The following is a 16,268-nucleotide window of genomic DNA, read 5'->3' on the forward strand; positions in this document are numbered from 1 at the left end:
CTTGCCTTATAATAAGGGGTCCAGTCGTGACACATTCTGTCAATCCCGATTCCTTCGGCTTTCTGGTCGCAGATATCCATCGCTTGATCCGCGGTACGATGGACCGCGCGATAGCGGAAGCCGGTATCGGTGTAACACCTGGTGAGGCGAGAACTCTGGTGCATGCGGCACGCGCGGGGGCTGTTCGGCAGAACGTTCTGGCTGAGCGCATGGGTGTGGAGGCCATGACGTTGAGCGGTTATCTGGACCGGCTTGAAGCGCGCGCGCTCGTCCGCCGTTTGAATGATCCGAAGGACCGTCGTGCCAAACTGGTCGAACTCACCGACGCAGCCGACGGCGTTCTGGAAGCAATTGGTGCGGTTGCTGCGGAAATGCGAAAGAAGGCAGCGGGTTCGCTCAGCCAGTCTGAATGGGAAAGCCTGCTGGAGCAGCTCAAGCTCGTTCGCTCCAATCTCGCTGTGTTCTCTCAGAAGCCGGCGGAGGGACGTTTATGAACCTGCGCGCCGATACGTCGGACGAGGTTGTCTCACCACCGCTGATGAGCGAACGGCGCGTCAGCATCATCGGGGCGATGCTGGTGGCGCTCGGACCGATTTCGATGGCGCTTTTCACGCCAGCCATGCCGCAGATCGTCGAGGCGTTCGGCACCACCGAAGCAGCGGTCAAGATGACCATATCGATTTATTTTGCCGGCTTTGCATTGGCGCAGCTCTTCTGCGGACCTCTCTCGGATGGGCTGGGGCGCAAGCCGGTCACCTTCGGCTTTATCGGTATCTACGTGGTGGCAAGCTTTGTCGCATTGATGTCGCCCAATATCGAGACGCTTATCGCAGCGCGCTTCCTGCAGGGGTTTGGAGCCGCCGTAGGGGTTGCGGTGTCGCGGGCGGTCGTACGGGATCTCTTCACGCATGAGAGCTCTGCCCGGATCATGAACCTGATTGGCATCATCCTCGCGATCGGGCCGGCATTTGCTCCGACGCTCGGCGGGCTGACCATGCAGCTGGCGGGTTGGCATGCGATCTTCGGACTGATGCTTGCAGCAGGCGTTGTGATTTCCCTCGTCATTCATTTCTGCATGCGCGAAACGGTCGAACGCGACCTGTCGCGGATCAGTCCGAAAGCCCTGATCCATTCCTACGGTCTGTTGATCCGCAGCGCCTATTTCATGCTTTCAAGCCTGGTCATCGCAGGTGCGGTTGGGGCCCTCTACACCCAGGCGTCCGTACTGCCCTTCATCCTGATGAGCCGGGTTGGTCTTACCCCGGCTGAATTCGGTATCGGCATGCTCGCGCAGTCGGGCATGTATTTCGTGGGTGCGCTCGCGGCGCGTTATCTGATGAGGTCGCTAGGAGCCTACAGGCTCGTGCCTATTGGCCTCGCCGCCATCGGGCTAGGCAGTCTTCTTCTGATCGTTTCGCTGACCCAGTTCGAGCCCAGCTTTATCGGAGTTATGGGCCCTGTCGGAATCTATGCGTTCGGTATCGCCTTTGTGATGCCGGCAATGATGACAGCCGGCCTGGCGCCGTTTCCGCGCATTGCGGGTTCAGCATCGTCGCTCACCGGGTTTTTGCAAATGGGCACCGGGCTTGCCGGAGGCACCATCGCGGCATTGATCGGCGACCCCGTGCTCGCAATGGTGATTATCATCCCGACGCTTGGAACCGCCGCGATCCTCGCGTGGCTTATCTGGAACAGGCTGCCGGAACCGGCATTGGCGACGGCGCTAAGGCCAAGTCCGCCGGGGCCGGTTTAACAAGGCTCGTTAATCAAGCTGCGGCCGCTCGAAATCGCCGGTCTGAGGATTCATCACCCACAGCTCGCCGCTTGAAATATCGAACCAGGCACCATGCAGGGAGAGCTTGCCTTTGTCTTCCAGAATTTTCACGCATGGAAAACTACGCAGGTTCTGCACCTGATAGCGGATGGAAATGCGCTCAAGCGCTGTCTGACGCTCAGACGGAGTCATCAGCTTGTTGCCTGCCACAGCTTCGGCTGCCGGCGCTACAAGGCCCATCCATTTGCCGATGAAATCGCCGGGCGAAAGCGGCTCAGCCGACGGGTTGAGCGCGGCACCTATACCGCCACAGCGCCCATGACCCATCACAACGATGTGTTTCACTTTGAGGCTTTGCACCGCGAATTCGAGCGCTGCCGAAGTGCCGTGATGGTGATCGTCTGGCTCATAGGGCGGTACAAGATTGGCCACATTGCGCACAACGAAAAGTTCACCGGGGCCGCAATCGAAAATCGTTTCCGGTGCCGCGCGTGAATCGCAGCATGCGATGACCATGGTCTGCGGTGACTGGCCTTCTTTGGCCAGTTTGCGGTAGCGCTCACTCTCGGAGCTGTATCGGCCCGCCATGAAATTGCGGTAGCCGGAGATAAGGCGTTCTGGAAGGTGCGTCATGGGTTTTCGAATAGCGAGAAAATGCGTGGCGCGCAATCCGGTTTGATCCGTCTGCAACAGTGCTGTGCACCGTTCTCGAACGCTTAATCGACGCCCGGACTTCAAACTTGCAGTAATGACATGGTCCCGGTGTTTTCAACTATCCGCGGAACGCTGAAAGCTTCAATGTGAAGCGGAAGCGGGTTCTGCGACACGCTCGATGTCGATCCTCATTTGTGGTCGTGTCAAAATCTGCCGGTCGGTTTCCAGCATCAGCTCATCCGACCCGCGTTCGATCGCCCTGTTGAGGATTGCGACTACCGAGCCTGTGGTCTTGGCGAGAGCTTCTTCCTGGTTCTCGCCGGCGAGCAATCGGGCAAGGTAAAGTGCCGCGGTGAGATCGCCGGTACCGTTTGGAGCTTTGGGAATGCTGTCATGGGCCGCGCGCAGGACTTCCGTCTTCCCAACCAGCAGATTTGCCAGGCGGTCGGGGCTGCTCGCGGGAGCGGATGTCACCATCACTTCGGCAGGGGGTGCCTTTCGGGCGGCATGTATCGCAGAATCGGTACCATCAATATGGACGCCTGTGAGCCAGGCCAGCTCATAACGGTTTGGCGTGGCGATATCGGCAAGTGGCAACAGTCTGTCGCGGATGGCTGTAGCCGTTGCCTCAGGCACATACAGGCCGCCCCGGTCTCCAAGCACCGGATCGCAGACGTAGCGCGCTTTTGGATTGCGGCTTTTCAGGGTTTCCACCAGGCCAGCTATCGCATCCGCCTGTTCGGGACCGCCCAGATAGCCGGATAGAACTGCAGAGACTTCGCCGAGCCATGGCGCGTTTTCGAGATCGTTCATGAAACGCGCGAACTGGTCGGGTTCAGGGACGATGCGCGTCGCGGGACCGTGGCCCGGGTGCCAGGGCAGGATGACTGTGGGCACCGCCCAGACGGGAAACCCGAGGGCCTCCAATGTAAAGACGGCGGCACGATTTCCCACGCTGCCGCGCGCTACATGGCTGGATATGACAATAACGGCACGGGTTTCGCGCCGGTGTTCTTCTCTGGTCATGCTGTCATTTACCCGCCGATGATTCCGAAAACGTAAAGGAGGATCCAAAGGATGAGGGCGGTCAGGGTGATTACCGCGATGGCTCTGCCGATCCGCGTTCCCCATAGTTCGATTGGATCGTCCTGTACCGCATCCCTTGCCGAAATGTGATCGCGCGCGCGGGTCATCATGGAGCTGCCTTCGCTTTCACGGCTGACCCGGTCAAGGATCCGCCGCGATTCTGCTTCTGCCTGCTCCACCCGCTTCCGTGCTGTCACTTTGCAAAAACCTGATGCCGTTGTTGAGGCACGACCGTACATCAAGGATCCATCGTTCGGAATTGGTTTCCTATCAGTGGACCATGTTCTAATGTCGAGAGAACCAATTTCCCGGAGGTGCTCCTTCATGTCGATTGCCAAACCGCTCGCCGCCACACCCGTACGCGGCCTACTTACCCTGCTGGGGCTCTGCCTGATGCTGCCGTTGCTGTCGGCTTGCGGTTTCAACACCATCCCAACACGCGAGGAGCAGGCAAAAGCGGCCTGGAGTGAAGTGCTGAACCAGTATCAGCGCCGTGCCGACCTGATCCCCAATCTGGTCGAGACCGTAAAGGGCTATGCCGCTCAGGAACGCGAGGTGCTCGAAGGTGTTGTCGAAGCGCGCGCGAAAGCAACCCAGGTTCAGATTTCTGCTGATATGCTGACCGACCCGGAGGCCTTCAAGGCGTTTCAGGAAAGCCAGGCCGGCCTCTCCGGCGCGCTGTCGCGTCTTCTTGCGGTCGTCGAGAACTATCCGGATCTGAAATCGAGTCAGAACTTTCTCGCCCTACAGGCTCAACTCGAGGGTACGGAAAATCGCATTGCCGTTGCCCGGCGTGACTATATCGAGGCGGTGCGGCTCTACAACACGTCCTTGAAAACGCTGCCCTCCATGCTTTGGGCCATGTTCTGGTTCACAGGCAATGAACCCTATGAGACTTTCACCATCTCGGAAGAGAACATGGATGTGCCGTCTGTGAATTTCGGCACCAGCAGCGGCGGCTGACGGAGACTGATCCATGGGGGAGGCTGCCTCGCGGGCGCTGATCGCGTTTGGTCATCGCAACATCTGGCTCGCAATTGTGGCGGGATTGATCTGGGTCGTGGCGACGTCCCCAATCGCCGCTGCCGAATTGCCACGGCTCACCGGACGGGTGGTCGACAATGCAGGGATCATTGATGCAGCCACCGAAGCGGCCCTCGGTACGCGGCTGGAAGCTTTCGAGGAGAGATCGTCGGATCAGATCGTGGTTGCCACGATTCGAAGTCTGGATGGAGAGGCGCTGGAACCGTTTGCCAACCAACTGTTTCGCGCCTGGGGACTCGGGCAGGCGGGCGAGGACAATGGCGTCCTGCTTCTTGTAGCGCTTGATGACCGCAAGATGCGCATTGAAGTGGGGTACGGTCTTGAGGGAACGCTGACGGACCTCCATTCAAAACTCATAATCGAAAACACCATGGTGCCTGCATTTCGCGCCGGCGATTTTTCGGCTGGCATCAGTGGTGCGGTCGATGACATCATCATGGTTCTGGAAGGCAATGCAGCCGAACTCGAAGCGCGTGCCAGGCGCAGCCAACAGAGTGACGAGGGGCCTGCGTGGCCGGTCATACTGTTCTTTCTCGTCTGGGGTACGTTCTTTTTCGGTGGTTTCGCGATGGCGTTTCTACCGCCGATTTTTGGCCGCAAGATCGGGCCTGGACGTTACAAATGGCTCGGCATGACAGTGGATTACACAAAGTCGCGTGGCGGTTCGTCCGGTGGAAGGTCATCGGGTGGCTGGTCTTCCGGTAGTGGTGGCGGCGGCTTTTCAGGCGGTGGCGGCTCGTCGGGCGGCGGCGGTGCTTCGGGGAGCTGGTAGATATGACACGACGCATCAGAAAGCTTTCAGACGCGGAACATGCGCGCATCGCCCGGGCAATCGGCGAAGCCGAGAAAGAGACATCGGGGGAGATATATTGTGTGCTTGCGCGTTCCAGTGATGCCTATCTCTATCCTGCCTGCCTGATGGTGGCGCTTGCCATCCTCGTTCTGGGGCCGTTCGTTGGCCTTGCTCTCAGGTATTGGTGGATATCAATCGATCCGGTGATTTTCGCTGTGGCTCAACTTGCCGCTTTCTGCGCTGCTGCAGGTCTGGTGACAGCGTTCGAGGGGCTGCGTGTCGCGCTGGTTCCCAAAGCGTTGAAATACCGGCGCGCACACGCCAACGCACAGAACCAGTTCCTGGCTCATAACATTCATGTAACGCAAGGTCGGACCGGCGTTCTCATTTTCGTTTCATTGGCGGAGCGCTATGTGGAAATCGTGGCCGATTCCGAGATCGATGCTCGCGTTGAGCAGACAGTCTGGAACGAGGGTGTTGCGCTGATGCTGGAGCATGCACGGCGCGGAACGCTGGCAGACGGGTTCGTGGAAACGGTAGCATATGCAGGCGAGGTGCTTTCTATGCATTTTCCCGCCGGACGACGTAATTCCAATGAAATCATGGACCGTTTGACCGAAATCTGAGCACTTTTCGGCGATTTGTGTGTGACTGCAAAGATGAGCGCTCTAATGCTTGCGCATGTCGACCCGACGCAGCTATGGTTAAGAAATCATGAACACGCTGACGATCGACATCAGACGAGCAGAGCCGTACGACGCCGAGGCTATCGCCGAGGTCCATGACAGCGCGTGGCGCGGCGCCTATACCGGCATTATTCCCTATCAGGCACTTGGGCGCATGATCGGCCGTCGCGGGCCGCGCTGGTGGGCCAACGCGATACGCCGCTCCGCTACCGTTCTGGTGATCGAGATAGGCGGCGAGATTGCAGGCTATGCAACACTCGGGCGAAACCGTGCACGCGAACTCAGCCAGGAAGGCGAGATCTACGAGCTTTACCTACGGCCTGAATACCAGGGTGTCGGGCTTGGCCGGCGTCTCTTCCAGGCCGCGCGCGATATGCTCGAAGCCCATGGTCTCAAAGGGTTGGTTGTCTGGGCGCTGGAGGACAACGAACCGGCTCTAGCATTTTATTCGGGCGCAGGCGGTCGAGACATCGCCGAAGGCGTCGAGGTGTTTGAGCACCGGGCGTTGCGCAAGCTGGCTTTCGTCTGGGATTAAGGCCCGGCCTTCCGTTTCGGCGCATTTGTGTGTGCAACCAAATGTGTGTGTGTGCAACCAAAGCGCCAAAACTTTCGCACTGCACCATTCGCTGCATTGCCATGCGGCTTTTGACGCGATAAAGCGGCAGCCATCCGTTTCCGGGCTGCTCCGGCTGGCTGACTCCACCGTCGCCATGCCGGTATCCGGCAGCCATAACTGTCAGAACAGAGGTTGCTTATCCCATGCGCATAGACGCCATCTCCACCGGTGACAATCCGCCAGAAGACGTGAACGTCATCATCGAAGTGCCGGTCGGCGGCCAGCCGATCAAATACGAGATGGACAAGAACTCCGGCACGCTGGTCGTCGACCGGTTCCTCTACACGCCGATGACCTATCCGGGCAATTACGGCTTCGTGCCCCACACGCTGTCCGACGATGGCGATCCAATCGACGTGCTGGTCTGCAATACACGTCAGCTCATTCCCGGCTGCGTTATCAACGTCCGGCCGATCGGCGTACTCATCATGGAAGACAATTCCGGTCAGGACGAGAAGATCATTGCCGTACCATCGCCGCATCTGACGCGCCGTTATGAGAATGTGACGAACTATACCGACCTGCCGGAAATCACGCTCCAGCAGATCCAGCATTTCTTTGAGCACTACAAGGATCTGGAGCCCGGCAAATGGGTGAAGATCGGCGACTGGATGGATGCCGGGGCAGCCAGAAAGCTGATCGTCGAGGCGGTCGAGCGAGCCAAGGCAAGCAAGTAAGGGGGGCGGCGCTCAACCGCCGCCATCGCTGCCCGTCGTCATGGGCAGCGGCACATCGCCGGCGTCGATCACCGGCTGATCCGCGCCACACGCAAAATCGAAAGCCTGCCCATCGGCGATGCGGCGGGCTTTTTCATTGGCATTTTCGTTGCCGGTGGCAACGACATATCCGATCACGCAGCCCTCCCGCCCGAAAACCTGCCCGACCTTTTCTATGGCGAGCACTTCGATCTTGTCGCCCACACCTTCGCCGTCGTCGATGAACCATCGGTGGATCGTTGCGAGGGGCCACTTGCGGTCACCATCGCTCATGATGCGCCATTCAATGGTCGATCCGGTGGAGTTGAAGCCGGCAAAGCTTTCCCACTCCGGCGCGAGATCGCCGTCCGGCGGGAAGCCGTAAAAGATCGATTCACGCGCATCACCATAGTAAATGAGCACTGGGTAGCCACGCCAACCCTCGCAGACGAAATTCATCCATTCACCTGGATCATCGGCTGCAGGGGCGGCAAACGGCGCGCAATTCTCCTGCGTGTTGATCTCGGTATAGGCGCTTTCGATCTCGCTGGCCTGTGCCATGCTGCCGAGTGCTGCCACCAGAACTCCCGCTATTGCCAGTCGCATAAGCCATGCTCCTTCCTTCAGGGGTGGCGAGCATAGACGCATTTCGTGACAACGCCTATTGGCGTGTGACGACCGCGCCAATGCGCGCGAGGAGCTCCTCTGGCATTCCCTGGATTTCCACCGTCTTGAGACGTGTGGTAGCTCCGCCGGTGACCGAAACCGAGTTTCGGGGAACCCCGATTTCCCTGGCAAGCAGTTTCTCCAGGGCGGTGTTGGCTCTGCCATTCTCTGGAACGGCGCGTACGCGCACCTTCAGATGGCAGCGGCCCTCCGCAGTCTCCGCAGGGCCTTCGATCGCATCGCGCGCGGACCTGGGTGTCAGGCGCACGAAAAGCGCCAGCCCCTGGTCAGACAACCGACAGAAGGCCGGTACATCGACCATGCTTCAGAGGAGTGCGGGAGCGATGGTCGTCAGTATGAACTGTCGAACGAAGAACAATATCAGTAGCAGGATGATTGGCGAGATGTCGATACCGCCGAGATCGGGCAGAAGCTTCCGTATCGGACGAAGTGCAGGCTCCGTGACGCGAAAGAGAAAATTGCCGACCGAACCGACAAACTGGTTGCGGGGGTTGACCACGTTGAACGCATAAAGCCAGGAAAAAACAGCTGAACCGATAATCAGCCACCAATAAATGTCGAGCGCCATGATGATGGTCTGGATAAGCGCGAGCATGCCGGTCTCCTGGGCCGTGTTAAGCGCGGCTATCGGGAAGCGGGAACGAAAAAGCTCGCTTCCCATGCCGTGAATTTTGCGACATGTAGCCATTGCCGATGGATGCGGCAAGTCTGGCGCGATCATTTGCCGGACGGCGGCGGGAAATTGGGCCGGATATTTGCATTTATGGGATGAAGAGGCACGGGTGATCTGGCCACGAACTGGATTCTTGACAGCTCGTCCAGACCGGACATAAATGCGGGTCTCCGGCGAAATGGGGCTGTAGCTCAGATGGGAGAGCGCGTCGTTCGCAATGACGAGGTCAGGGGTTCGATTCCCCTCAGCTCCACCAACCACCCGCGGGTCCATTCTTGTCACATGGTTTACATTTGATACCGGAGAGATGGTTTACACTTTCGTCCGCTCGCCGAACGTATTGAAACGTCCATCTGGCTGAGCACATAACGCGTACATGAGTTGCCACTCGCAGGACGTGAAGTGATCAGTCGCATAAGAGATGCGGTCTCCAGGATCGACATATCGCAGCCGCTCATTCCCGTTTCACGGGACTGATTGATGAAAGAGGTGGCTTGCCGGCGCGGCGGCTTTGCGAGATAGAGGGCCTGGAGGGTCGATGTGACACAGGAAAAAAGCCGCAAGGTTACGATCGCGGAGGTTGCCAGACTGGCAGGTGTGGGCACTGCCACCGCCGGTCGGGTGCTGGGCGGCTATGGCTATAGCAGTGAGGATGTGCGCAATCGCGTTCATGAAAGCGCGCGTCAGCTCGGCTATCAGCCCAATCAGCTCGCACGCAGCCTGATCACCGGTGTGACCAAGACAATTGGCGTTGTCGCCGGGGACATCCAAAGCCCTTTTTATTCGAGCGTTCTTCGTGGAATCTACGACATTTCGCGTGCCGAGGGGTTCGGCATTCTGCTGACCGGCAGCGATGAAGACCCGCAGAAGGAGATTGAGGCCGTAGAGCTGCTCATCCAGAAGCAGGTGGATGGTCTGATTGTTGCCCCGAGCCAGTTGTCAGGCGCGGAACACCTGCGGGCTTTCGTAGCCACAGGGAAGCCCCTGGTCCAGATCGACCGTATTGTCGAAGGATTGGACACCGATGCTGTGACTGTTGACAATGTTTCGGCGTCCAGACGCTGCACGGCTGAGCTTATTGCGGCCGGTCACCGGCGGATCGGTATCGTTGCCGAACTCGAATGGTGGCAGGGCGGGAATCTCGAGGATTTTATTGCGGGCGTCCTGGCGGGCACGGTCTCGTCGGATCACCTGTTTCCCAGTTGGCAACGCCTGCTCGGCTATCTGCAGGCGCATCTGGAGGCCGGAGTATCCGTGGATCCGGCGCTTGTGGCACGTGTCGGCACCTATTCGGTCGACGCTGCCACCGCAGCCATCGCATCCTGTTTCCGACACAGTGAACCGCCCACGGCCTTCTTCTCCACCGATGGTCTGATGTCTGCTGCGCTGATGGGTGTGTTGAAGTCGGGGCGGCTTTCGATCCCGGAAGACGTTTCACTGGTGTGCTTCGATGATCTCGACTGGATGCAGTTCCATGAGCCGACGATCAGTGCCGTTGTGCAGCCGACAAGAGAGGTTGGCGAGACGGCCGCGCGTCTCGTGCTCGACCGAATCGCCCACGCCGCGCGGCCTCCTCGCCGCTCGGTGTTGAAAGCCGACCTGATCCTGAGGGAGTCTATTCAGCCGCCGGTGAACTCCGGTTGAGGGCAGCTTGCGCCATGTCGAGTTGCACAGGAAGGTCGATGGGAACCCCATAGCCGACGGCGCCATAATAGGAGCACGTTTCGGCAGCCGCCCTGGCTGCGGCCGATAGCGTGTCGTTCGGCTTTTCCTCCGTCATGAGACCGACCAGGGTTCGGGCGATGAAAGTATCGCCTGCGCCAAGGGTATCCACCGCCTCAACTGAAACAGCCTGCATGTCGTATTGCGTGTCGCCGTTAAGGAGAACGGCGCCATCGCGCCCTCGGGTAGCCAGCACCCATTGCGCGCCTGCATTGCTGATCGCCCGGGCAAGCGCAACTGCGTCCTGCCGCGAGAGATGACTGGTGGAAACGGAAGCCAACTGGCACAACGGAGCGACTTTGGCGATATGTTCCGCTTCGTGACGAACGGCAAAATCGTAAGAAAGGGCCGTACGCTCAGCGATCTCCGGAAGCCATTGGTCAAGTGCGCTGCTTTGGCCCACATGGGCAACGTCATACCCTGAGAGGAAATCGAAATCATCCGCCACGGGAATGAAGCGCGAGACGCCGAAATCGTTGTTGAGGAACACCCTGTCCCCGTCCACGTGGCCGATCACGCAATAGGCGGTGATGCCCTCGACAGTGCGCAGCCGCTCGATGTTGATGTTCTCCTGCAGCAGAACATCGCGCATATGCCTCCCCGCCGCGTCGTCGGCCATGGCGCCGACGTAGGCGCTATCGGCACCAAAGCGGCGGGCAAAGACGGATACATTGTAACAATTTCCTCCCGGATACATCAGCCCGTTGGAGAGGTAGCAGTCGACATCATTGTCTCCGATCGCCGCGATTCGAACCATTTTTCTCTATTCCGATTGACAAGATGTGAGAACGTTCCCACAATGGTCTCATGGTGTCAACAAGGTCTCCGTCGAGGGGAGGCTGTACAGAGGATTTGGTATGAAGCGTGAATTGAGCCCGGATGTGCAGGCGGCCCTCGAGGCTATCGGACAGCGCGAGATCACCCACGTGTTTTTGGTTGCCTGCGGTGGATCTCTGTCGATCATGTACCCGGGAAAGTATTTTATCGATCGGCACTTCGAGACAATCACGTCCGACCTGTACAATGCGGACGAATTCATCTGCCGCCACCCCCGTCATCTGGGCGAGAAGGCGCTTGTGATCCTCTGTTCGCAGACCGGCACGACGCGTGAAACAGCGAATGCTGCGAGGTTTGCGCGTGAGAACGGCGCGATTACCGTGGCGATGACCCTTGATCTTCAATCGCCTTTGGCCGAAGCGGCAGAACATGTGGTGCGCTATGATGCACCCTACACGACGGGCGTCCCGATCGACCCGGCAGACAGCAACTATGCGATTCTCTATATGCTCCTGGCTGGCCTTTTGCGCCAGCGGGAAGGACGCGATGTCGTTTCCACCCTTCTGTCCAGCCTTGGCAATCTGCAATCGGCGATCGAACAGGCGAAAGCCGTCTATGAAGATCGCTTCGAGGTATATGCGGACCGCTTCAAGGACAGTTCGGTCATTTACACCGCAGCCAGCGGTGCCGGCTATGGGGCCGCTTATTCTTTCGCCATCTGCGTGTTGATGGAAATGCAGTGGATCAACTCACAGGCCATTCACGCCAATGAATTTTTTCACGGGCCGTTCGAGGTGGTTGACGAAAGCACGAACGCCATTCTCCTCGTCGGGATGGATGAGACGCGACGCATCGAAGAGCGTACACGCGATTTTCTCTACCGGTTCGGTGATCGCGACAGGATCATGGTTCTGGATGCAGCCGAGCTAGATCTGAGTGGGATCGATGAGGCTTTCCAGGGCTATCTTGTGCCCCTGATCTTCTTCGATGCCCTTTGGGGGTTCGCATACAAGCTTGCGCAGCGCCGTAATCACACCATGCTCGAAGCACGGCGCTACATGAAGAAAATCCACGACTACTGAGGAGAAAATCTGGGAGCGGTGGTGGAAACATTGCCGCCGCAAACACAGGGAGAAGGCGTTCATCATCTCAGATGGGCACGCCATAACGGAGGAGCAATCATGGGGAACCTAAACATGAACTTGATCAAACGTCGAAACCTACTGGGCGGTATTGCAGGTGCCGTGGCGATGGCGGCATTGTCTGCTGCCCACGCCGAGCCGGTGACCTTGCGCATCGCCTCGGTCAATCCCCCTACGGCGGATTCGGTCATAATGGTGGAAAAGGTGGCCGAACGCATCACCGAGCGCACCGAGGGACGGGTCGCCTTCCAGCTTTTTCCATCGGGACAGCTTGGCTCGACCAGTGATTCACTGGAGCAAGCCAGCCAGGGGCAGCCGATCATCACTTTCACTTCTGCCTCGTTCATGGCCACGTTCGGCGTGCCGGAACTGTCTGTGGTGGAGGGGCCGTTCATCATTGATGACAGTGAACAGGGCGAGCGCCTCGCCAATTCGGACCTGATGCAGGGCTACTACGACCAACTGGCGCAAAAGGCGGCAATCAGGGTCCTGGCGATCAACTGGTTCGATGGGCCGCGGCATATGATCGGTGATGCACCCTATACCGAGCCGACGGATCTGAAGGGGGTGCGGATGCGCGTGCCCCCGGTGGAAACATGGCTGAAGACATTCGAGCCGCTTGAGGTCATTGCGACCACGGTTGAGGCGGCGGAAGTTTACTCCGCCCTGTCGCAGGGCGTGGTGACAGCAGCCGAGGCACCACTGACGGGCCTGCGCGCGAGCCGCTGGTATGAGCCGGCGAAGCATCTGACCTTGACGAGTCACTTCAACCTTTTCACCGGATGGGTCATGAGTGAGGCTGCCTATCAGTCGATAAGCGATGAGGATCGCGCGATCCTCATCGAGGAGTTCCGTCAGGGCGGACGCGAGTTGACAGCTCTATCGGAAGAGAAGGCGGCGGAGATACGCAAGGAGTTTGAAGCGGCTGGCGTAACGTTCCACGACGCCGATATCGACGCCTACCGAAGCGCTACTGCCGGCTTCTACAATAGCTTTCCGCAATGGCCCGAAGGGCTTTACGAAAAGGTTCGTGCGGCCGCCACCGGACAGTAACCTGTAGGGGTCGGTGGCGTGTTGGGGCAATTCGTGATTGCCATCGGCCCGTATTGACCGGCGGCGGTGTCCTCCACACAGAGGTCATCGCCGCCGGTGTCTCAACCTGAAAACATGGAAAATCGGGCGCGGGGACCCCGGGAGGAAAGGTGAGGAGAGTGCTGCACAGGTTCTTTTCCGTTGTCGGGTCGGTGATCCCGGCCATCCTGTTGGGCGTGGTTCTGATGGTCGTTAGTGCCAATGTCCTCGCGCGCGGCCTGTTTGGGATCACCTTTCATGCGGCGCATGATCTTGCGCTGGTGGCCTTTGCGGGTGTCGTGTGGTTCGGCGTCGTCGGAGCGGCGCTCAATGGCCAGCTTTTTGGCGTGAGCTTTTTCTCCAATCGGCTTCCACCCCGTTGGCGCCTTGCGGTGCAGTTGCTGGTCCATGCCATCGTCATTGCCATTGCGCTCGCAGTGATTGACGCGGCTCTGGCACAGATCGCCACAGCGCGCTTCACACGCTTCCTCGCACTTGGCTGGCCAAAATGGATCGTATCGGCGGGGCTTCTGGCTGCGATGGCGGTGCTGATCCTCGTTCAGATCACACAGGCATGGGGACGCTTGAAAGCGGGCCCGGAGGATCGGCCTTGACCCTTATCGCAATTGTTTTCCTGTTGCTTCTTGTTCTCGGAACGCCGATCGCCTTTGTTCTGCTTGGAACATCGGTCGCCTATTTCGCCTTGAACCCGATGATGGCCAGCATTGTGGCTCAACGCATGTCGTCGGCGCTGGAATCCTTTCCGCTTCTCGCCGTTCCCTTTTTCGTGGTCGCAGGGGCCGCCATGGCCCGCGGCGGCATTGCAGAGCGCCTCTACGGTTTTGCCAATGCGCTGGTGGGGCATTGGTGGGGCGGTTTGGCGCAGGTGGCGGTGATGAACTCGCTGTTTCTGGGCGCAATGTCGGGATCGTCCAATGCCGACGCAGCCATTGATGCGCGCACCATCGCCCCGATCATGCGAGACAAGGGATACTCCAACGGATTTGCCTCCGTCATCAGCGCGGCGTCCGGCGCCATAGCGCCGATCATGCCGCCAAGCATCGGCCTCATCATCTATGGCCTGCTCACCAACACCTCGATTGGGCGGCTTTTCCTCGGCGGAGTCGTCCCCGCTTTCCTGATCACGGGCGCATTGTTGCTGACGGTGAGGCTCATAGCCAAGCGGCGCGGATATCGGCCGGAACGCGAGAAAAGAGCGCCGGCCACCGAGGTTTTCAGTCGGGGGCGCGCCGCACTTTGGGCGCTGGCCATGCCTGTCATGCTCATCTTCGGGCTGCGCACGGGCTGGTTCACCCCCACAGAGCTTGGTGCTATTGCCGCAATCTATGCATTCGCGGTCGGCCTCGTCATCTATCGCGGAATCGGCATTGGCGACACATACGCTCTTCTGCGTGAATCCGCTCACACCACTGCGAGCGTCCTGTTCATCGTCGCCTCTGCCAGTGTCTTTTCAATGATCCTCGCACTGGAGCAGATTCCTCAGCAGATTGTCGGGGCACTGCTTGTCATTTCCGACAATCCGCATGTGGTTCTTCTGATCATCATGCTGGGGCTGCTTGCCCTTGGAACCGTTCTGGAAGGGCTGGCTTTGCTTGTAATCCTTGCGCCATTGCTTCTGGAGGTCACGCGCCTGCTCGGGATTGATCCCGTCCATTTCGGCGTTCTTCTCGTCTTGAACACCACCATCGGCTCGCTGACGCCGCCGGTGGGAACGGTGCTTTACACCGTCTGCGCCATCACCCGATGCTCGGTGGAGGAATACACCCGCGAGGCGTTGCCCTTCCTGGCGGCGTTGGTGGCGGTCCTTCTTCTGCTGGCCTTCTTCCCACCGCTGGTCACCGCTCTGCCCAATCTTCTTTTCTGAGACCATTCATGCGTTATATCGATGCTCAAACCGTGCACGAAACTCTTGACTATGCCTCGCTGATCGACGCGCTCGAACAGGCCCATCACGGCGTTATGCCGGAGACGGCCAACTCGATTGCGGATGAGCCAGGGGGCGGGCCAAACAAGTTCGTGACGCTCGTTGGCTGGCGCCAGAAGGACATCATCGCTGTCAAAACGGTCGGGGTCTTCCCTCAGAACCTGTCCCTCACGCCGCCGCAGGCCTCGGTGCAGGGCCTCGTATGCGTGTTCGATGCCCGGACGGGCACGCCCCTTCTGGCTGCAGATGGCGAGGCCATGACTTTTCGCAAGACAGCCGCCGATTCAGCCTTGGGCACACGGCTTCTGGCAAGACAGGATGCTGAAACGCTGCTGATCGTTGGGGCGGGCGGCCTTGCGCCGCATATGGTCGCTGCCCACCGTGCTGCCCGGCCCGGCATACAGCGCGTCCTGATCTGGAACCGCACGCATGATCGGGCGAGGGCCCTTGCTTCATCGATTGAAGGCCCAGTAACCGCGCAGGCTGTCGAAAACATTGATGAGGCTGTCGGCCAGGCGGACATCATCTCCTGTGTGACCATGGCCGAGGAGCCGCTGGTGAAGGGACGTTTGCTCAAACCCGGCGCTCATCTGGATCTTGTGGGCGCCTATCTGCCGCACATGCGCGAAGCCGATGACGAGGCCATGAAGCGCGGCGCCATCTTCGTCGATACACGGCAAGGTATGGAGGGCGCGGGCGACCTCGCCCGTCCGGTCCGCGACGGCGTGATCGACTGGGAGGACGTGCAGGCCGATTTCTTTGAACTGTGCTCTGGTGTGAAATCGGGTAGGCGATCTGAGGAAGACATCACAGTGTGCAAGAATGTGGGCGGTGCTCATCTGGACCTGTTCACGGCCAGACTTCTTGCGGAAAGAGCGGGCTGAACTGCGGTAGCCTAGCCGG

Annotated in this window: 20 protein-coding genes and 1 tRNA gene; 14 read left to right on the top strand and 7 right to left on the bottom strand. The window is 59.2% G+C overall.

Annotated elements, in window-relative coordinates; translation table 11 throughout:
• Positions 1–26 precede the first annotated feature (26 nt).
• Entirely contained in the window at positions 27–494 is a 468-nt protein-coding gene (locus P2W41_RS02065) for a MarR family winged helix-turn-helix transcriptional regulator (protein WP_292898170.1), read from the top strand.
• Positions 491–1,753, top strand: coding sequence for a multidrug effflux MFS transporter (locus tag P2W41_RS02070; protein WP_404934173.1), 1,263 nt, complete (start codon positions 491–493; stop codon positions 1,751–1,753). The genes P2W41_RS02065 and P2W41_RS02070 overlap by 4 nt, the downstream gene beginning before the upstream one ends.
• Before the next feature lie 9 nt (positions 1,754–1,762).
• Here the strand turns inward: P2W41_RS02070 and P2W41_RS02075 are convergent, their stop codons facing one another.
• The 3 genes from P2W41_RS02075 to P2W41_RS02085 all read right to left on the bottom strand — a co-directional run bounded on the left by P2W41_RS02075 (position 1,763) and on the right by P2W41_RS02085 (position 3,711).
• On the bottom strand, positions 1,763–2,407 hold the full coding sequence (locus P2W41_RS02075) for a carbonic anhydrase (protein ID WP_292898168.1): 645 nt from the start codon (positions 2,405–2,407) through the stop codon (positions 1,763–1,765).
• A 162-nt stretch (positions 2,408–2,569) separates the two neighbouring features.
• Positions 2,570–3,454, bottom strand: coding sequence for a pyridoxal kinase PdxY (pdxY, locus tag P2W41_RS02080; RefSeq protein ID WP_404934174.1), 885 nt, complete (start codon positions 3,452–3,454; stop codon positions 2,570–2,572).
• A gap of 8 nt (positions 3,455–3,462) precedes the next feature.
• Positions 3,463–3,711 carry a hypothetical protein gene (locus tag P2W41_RS02085; protein WP_404934175.1) on the bottom strand — a complete coding sequence of 83 codons (249 nt, stop codon included), beginning with the start codon at positions 3,709–3,711 and terminating at the stop codon, positions 3,463–3,465.
• 127 nt (positions 3,712–3,838) lie between these two features.
• Here P2W41_RS02085 and P2W41_RS02090 point away from each other — a divergent pair, with 127 nt between their 5' ends.
• From P2W41_RS02090 to ppa, 5 genes are all read left to right on the top strand, one after another.
• Entirely contained in the window at positions 3,839–4,477 is a 639-nt protein-coding gene (locus tag P2W41_RS02090; RefSeq protein ID WP_292898165.1) for a LemA family protein, read from the top strand.
• Between the two features lie 13 nt (positions 4,478–4,490).
• Complete coding sequence (locus P2W41_RS02095) at positions 4,491–5,330, top strand: YgcG family protein (protein WP_292898164.1); 840 nt, start codon at positions 4,491–4,493, stop codon at positions 5,328–5,330.
• Between the two features lie 2 nt (positions 5,331–5,332).
• On the top strand, positions 5,333–5,977 hold the full coding sequence (locus tag P2W41_RS02100; protein WP_404934176.1) for a TPM domain-containing protein: 645 nt from the start codon (positions 5,333–5,335) through the stop codon (positions 5,975–5,977).
• An 88-nt stretch (positions 5,978–6,065) separates the two neighbouring features.
• Entirely contained in the window at positions 6,066–6,572 is a 507-nt protein-coding gene (locus tag P2W41_RS02105; protein ID WP_229449538.1) for a GNAT family N-acetyltransferase, read from the top strand.
• Between the two features lie 224 nt (positions 6,573–6,796).
• Complete coding sequence (gene ppa / locus P2W41_RS02110) at positions 6,797–7,330, top strand: inorganic diphosphatase (RefSeq protein ID WP_292898162.1); 534 nt, start codon at positions 6,797–6,799, stop codon at positions 7,328–7,330.
• A 12-nt stretch (positions 7,331–7,342) separates the two neighbouring features.
• Here the strand turns inward: ppa and P2W41_RS02115 are convergent, their stop codons facing one another.
• The 3 genes from P2W41_RS02115 to P2W41_RS02125 are packed head-to-tail and all read right to left on the bottom strand — an operon-like array spanning position 7,343 to position 8,630.
• Positions 7,343–7,954, bottom strand: coding sequence for a hypothetical protein (locus P2W41_RS02115; RefSeq protein ID WP_404934177.1), 612 nt, complete (start codon positions 7,952–7,954; stop codon positions 7,343–7,345).
• A gap of 55 nt (positions 7,955–8,009) precedes the next feature.
• Complete coding sequence (locus P2W41_RS02120) at positions 8,010–8,336, bottom strand: DUF167 family protein (protein ID WP_292898160.1); 327 nt, start codon at positions 8,334–8,336, stop codon at positions 8,010–8,012.
• Between the two features lie 3 nt (positions 8,337–8,339).
• Positions 8,340–8,630 carry a YggT family protein gene (locus P2W41_RS02125; protein ID WP_292898159.1) on the bottom strand — a complete coding sequence of 97 codons (291 nt, stop codon included), beginning with the start codon at positions 8,628–8,630 and terminating at the stop codon, positions 8,340–8,342.
• A gap of 258 nt (positions 8,631–8,888) precedes the next feature.
• Between P2W41_RS02125 and P2W41_RS02130 the strand changes: the two genes are divergently transcribed.
• Both P2W41_RS02130 and P2W41_RS02135 read left to right on the top strand, forming a co-directional pair.
• Positions 8,889–8,964 (top strand) — tRNA-Ala (locus P2W41_RS02130).
• Positions 8,965–9,248: 284 nt separating this feature from the next.
• A complete protein-coding gene (locus P2W41_RS02135; RefSeq protein ID WP_292898158.1) occupies positions 9,249–10,352 on the top strand; it encodes a LacI family DNA-binding transcriptional regulator in 1,104 nt (367 codons plus the stop codon).
• On the opposite strand, the gene P2W41_RS02140 is transcribed toward P2W41_RS02135, so the two are convergent.
• Entirely contained in the window at positions 10,324–11,187 is an 864-nt protein-coding gene (locus P2W41_RS02140; RefSeq protein WP_292898157.1) for a PfkB family carbohydrate kinase, read from the bottom strand. The two genes, P2W41_RS02135 and P2W41_RS02140, sit on opposite strands and share 29 nt — an antisense overlap.
• A 100-nt stretch (positions 11,188–11,287) precedes the next feature.
• Here P2W41_RS02140 and P2W41_RS02145 point away from each other — a divergent pair, with 100 nt between their 5' ends.
• The 5 genes from P2W41_RS02145 (at position 11,288) to P2W41_RS02165 (ending at position 16,249) form a co-directional block, all read left to right on the top strand.
• Positions 11,288–12,289 (top strand): SIS domain-containing protein, encoded by a 1,002-nt coding sequence (locus tag P2W41_RS02145; RefSeq protein WP_404934178.1) that lies wholly within the window; start codon positions 11,288–11,290, stop codon positions 12,287–12,289.
• Between the two features lie 114 nt (positions 12,290–12,403).
• On the top strand, positions 12,404–13,402 hold the full coding sequence (gene dctP, locus P2W41_RS02150; RefSeq protein WP_404934179.1) for a TRAP transporter substrate-binding protein DctP: 999 nt from the start codon (positions 12,404–12,406) through the stop codon (positions 13,400–13,402).
• 158 nt (positions 13,403–13,560) lie between these two features.
• Entirely contained in the window at positions 13,561–14,034 is a 474-nt protein-coding gene (locus P2W41_RS02155) for a TRAP transporter small permease (RefSeq protein WP_404934180.1), read from the top strand.
• Positions 14,031–15,305 (top strand): TRAP transporter large permease, encoded by a 1,275-nt coding sequence (locus P2W41_RS02160; RefSeq protein WP_404934181.1) that lies wholly within the window; start codon positions 14,031–14,033, stop codon positions 15,303–15,305. The genes P2W41_RS02155 and P2W41_RS02160 overlap by 4 nt, the downstream gene beginning before the upstream one ends.
• An 8-nt stretch (positions 15,306–15,313) precedes the next feature.
• A complete protein-coding gene (locus P2W41_RS02165) occupies positions 15,314–16,249 on the top strand; it encodes an ornithine cyclodeaminase family protein (protein ID WP_404934182.1) in 936 nt (311 codons plus the stop codon).
• The last annotated feature ends 19 nt before the right edge of the window (positions 16,250–16,268 follow it).

It is taken from the genome of Nitratireductor sp. L15S-10, assembly GCF_045011005.1.
Classification (GTDB): domain Bacteria; phylum Pseudomonadota; class Alphaproteobacteria; order Rhizobiales; family Rhizobiaceae; genus Nitratireductor.

What these genes read in the sequence shown, in the direction of transcription:
- P2W41_RS02070 (WP_404934173.1), top strand. Translation starts at nt 491, where the DNA reads ATGAACCTGCGCGCCGATACGTCGGACGAGGTTGTCTCACCACCGCTG.
- P2W41_RS02090 (WP_292898165.1), top strand. Translation starts at nt 3,839, where the DNA reads ATGTCGATTGCCAAACCGCTCGCCGCCACACCCGTACGCGGCCTACTT.
- P2W41_RS02145 (WP_404934178.1), top strand. Translation starts at nt 11,288, where the DNA reads ATGAAGCGTGAATTGAGCCCGGATGTGCAGGCGGCCCTCGAGGCTATC.
- P2W41_RS02120 (WP_292898160.1), bottom strand. Translation starts at nt 8,336, where the DNA reads ATGGTCGATGTACCGGCCTTCTGTCGGTTGTCTGACCAGGGGCTGGCG.
- P2W41_RS02165 (WP_404934182.1), top strand. Translation starts at nt 15,314, where the DNA reads ATGCGTTATATCGATGCTCAAACCGTGCACGAAACTCTTGACTATGCC.
- ppa (WP_292898162.1), top strand. Translation starts at nt 6,797, where the DNA reads ATGCGCATAGACGCCATCTCCACCGGTGACAATCCGCCAGAAGACGTG.
- P2W41_RS02125 (WP_292898159.1), bottom strand. Translation starts at nt 8,630, where the DNA reads ATGCTCGCGCTTATCCAGACCATCATCATGGCGCTCGACATTTATTGG.
- P2W41_RS02075 (WP_292898168.1), bottom strand. Translation starts at nt 2,407, where the DNA reads ATGACGCACCTTCCAGAACGCCTTATCTCCGGCTACCGCAATTTCATG.
- dctP (WP_404934179.1), top strand. Translation starts at nt 12,404, where the DNA reads ATGAACTTGATCAAACGTCGAAACCTACTGGGCGGTATTGCAGGTGCC.
- P2W41_RS02140 (WP_292898157.1), bottom strand. Translation starts at nt 11,187, where the DNA reads ATGGTTCGAATCGCGGCGATCGGAGACAATGATGTCGACTGCTACCTC.
- P2W41_RS02115 (WP_404934177.1), bottom strand. Translation starts at nt 7,954, where the DNA reads ATGCGACTGGCAATAGCGGGAGTTCTGGTGGCAGCACTCGGCAGCATG.
- P2W41_RS02105 (WP_229449538.1), top strand. Translation starts at nt 6,066, where the DNA reads ATGAACACGCTGACGATCGACATCAGACGAGCAGAGCCGTACGACGCC.
- pdxY (WP_404934174.1), bottom strand. Translation starts at nt 3,454, where the DNA reads ATGACCAGAGAAGAACACCGGCGCGAAACCCGTGCCGTTATTGTCATA.
- P2W41_RS02095 (WP_292898164.1), top strand. Translation starts at nt 4,491, where the DNA reads ATGGGGGAGGCTGCCTCGCGGGCGCTGATCGCGTTTGGTCATCGCAAC.
- P2W41_RS02100 (WP_404934176.1), top strand. Translation starts at nt 5,333, where the DNA reads ATGACACGACGCATCAGAAAGCTTTCAGACGCGGAACATGCGCGCATC.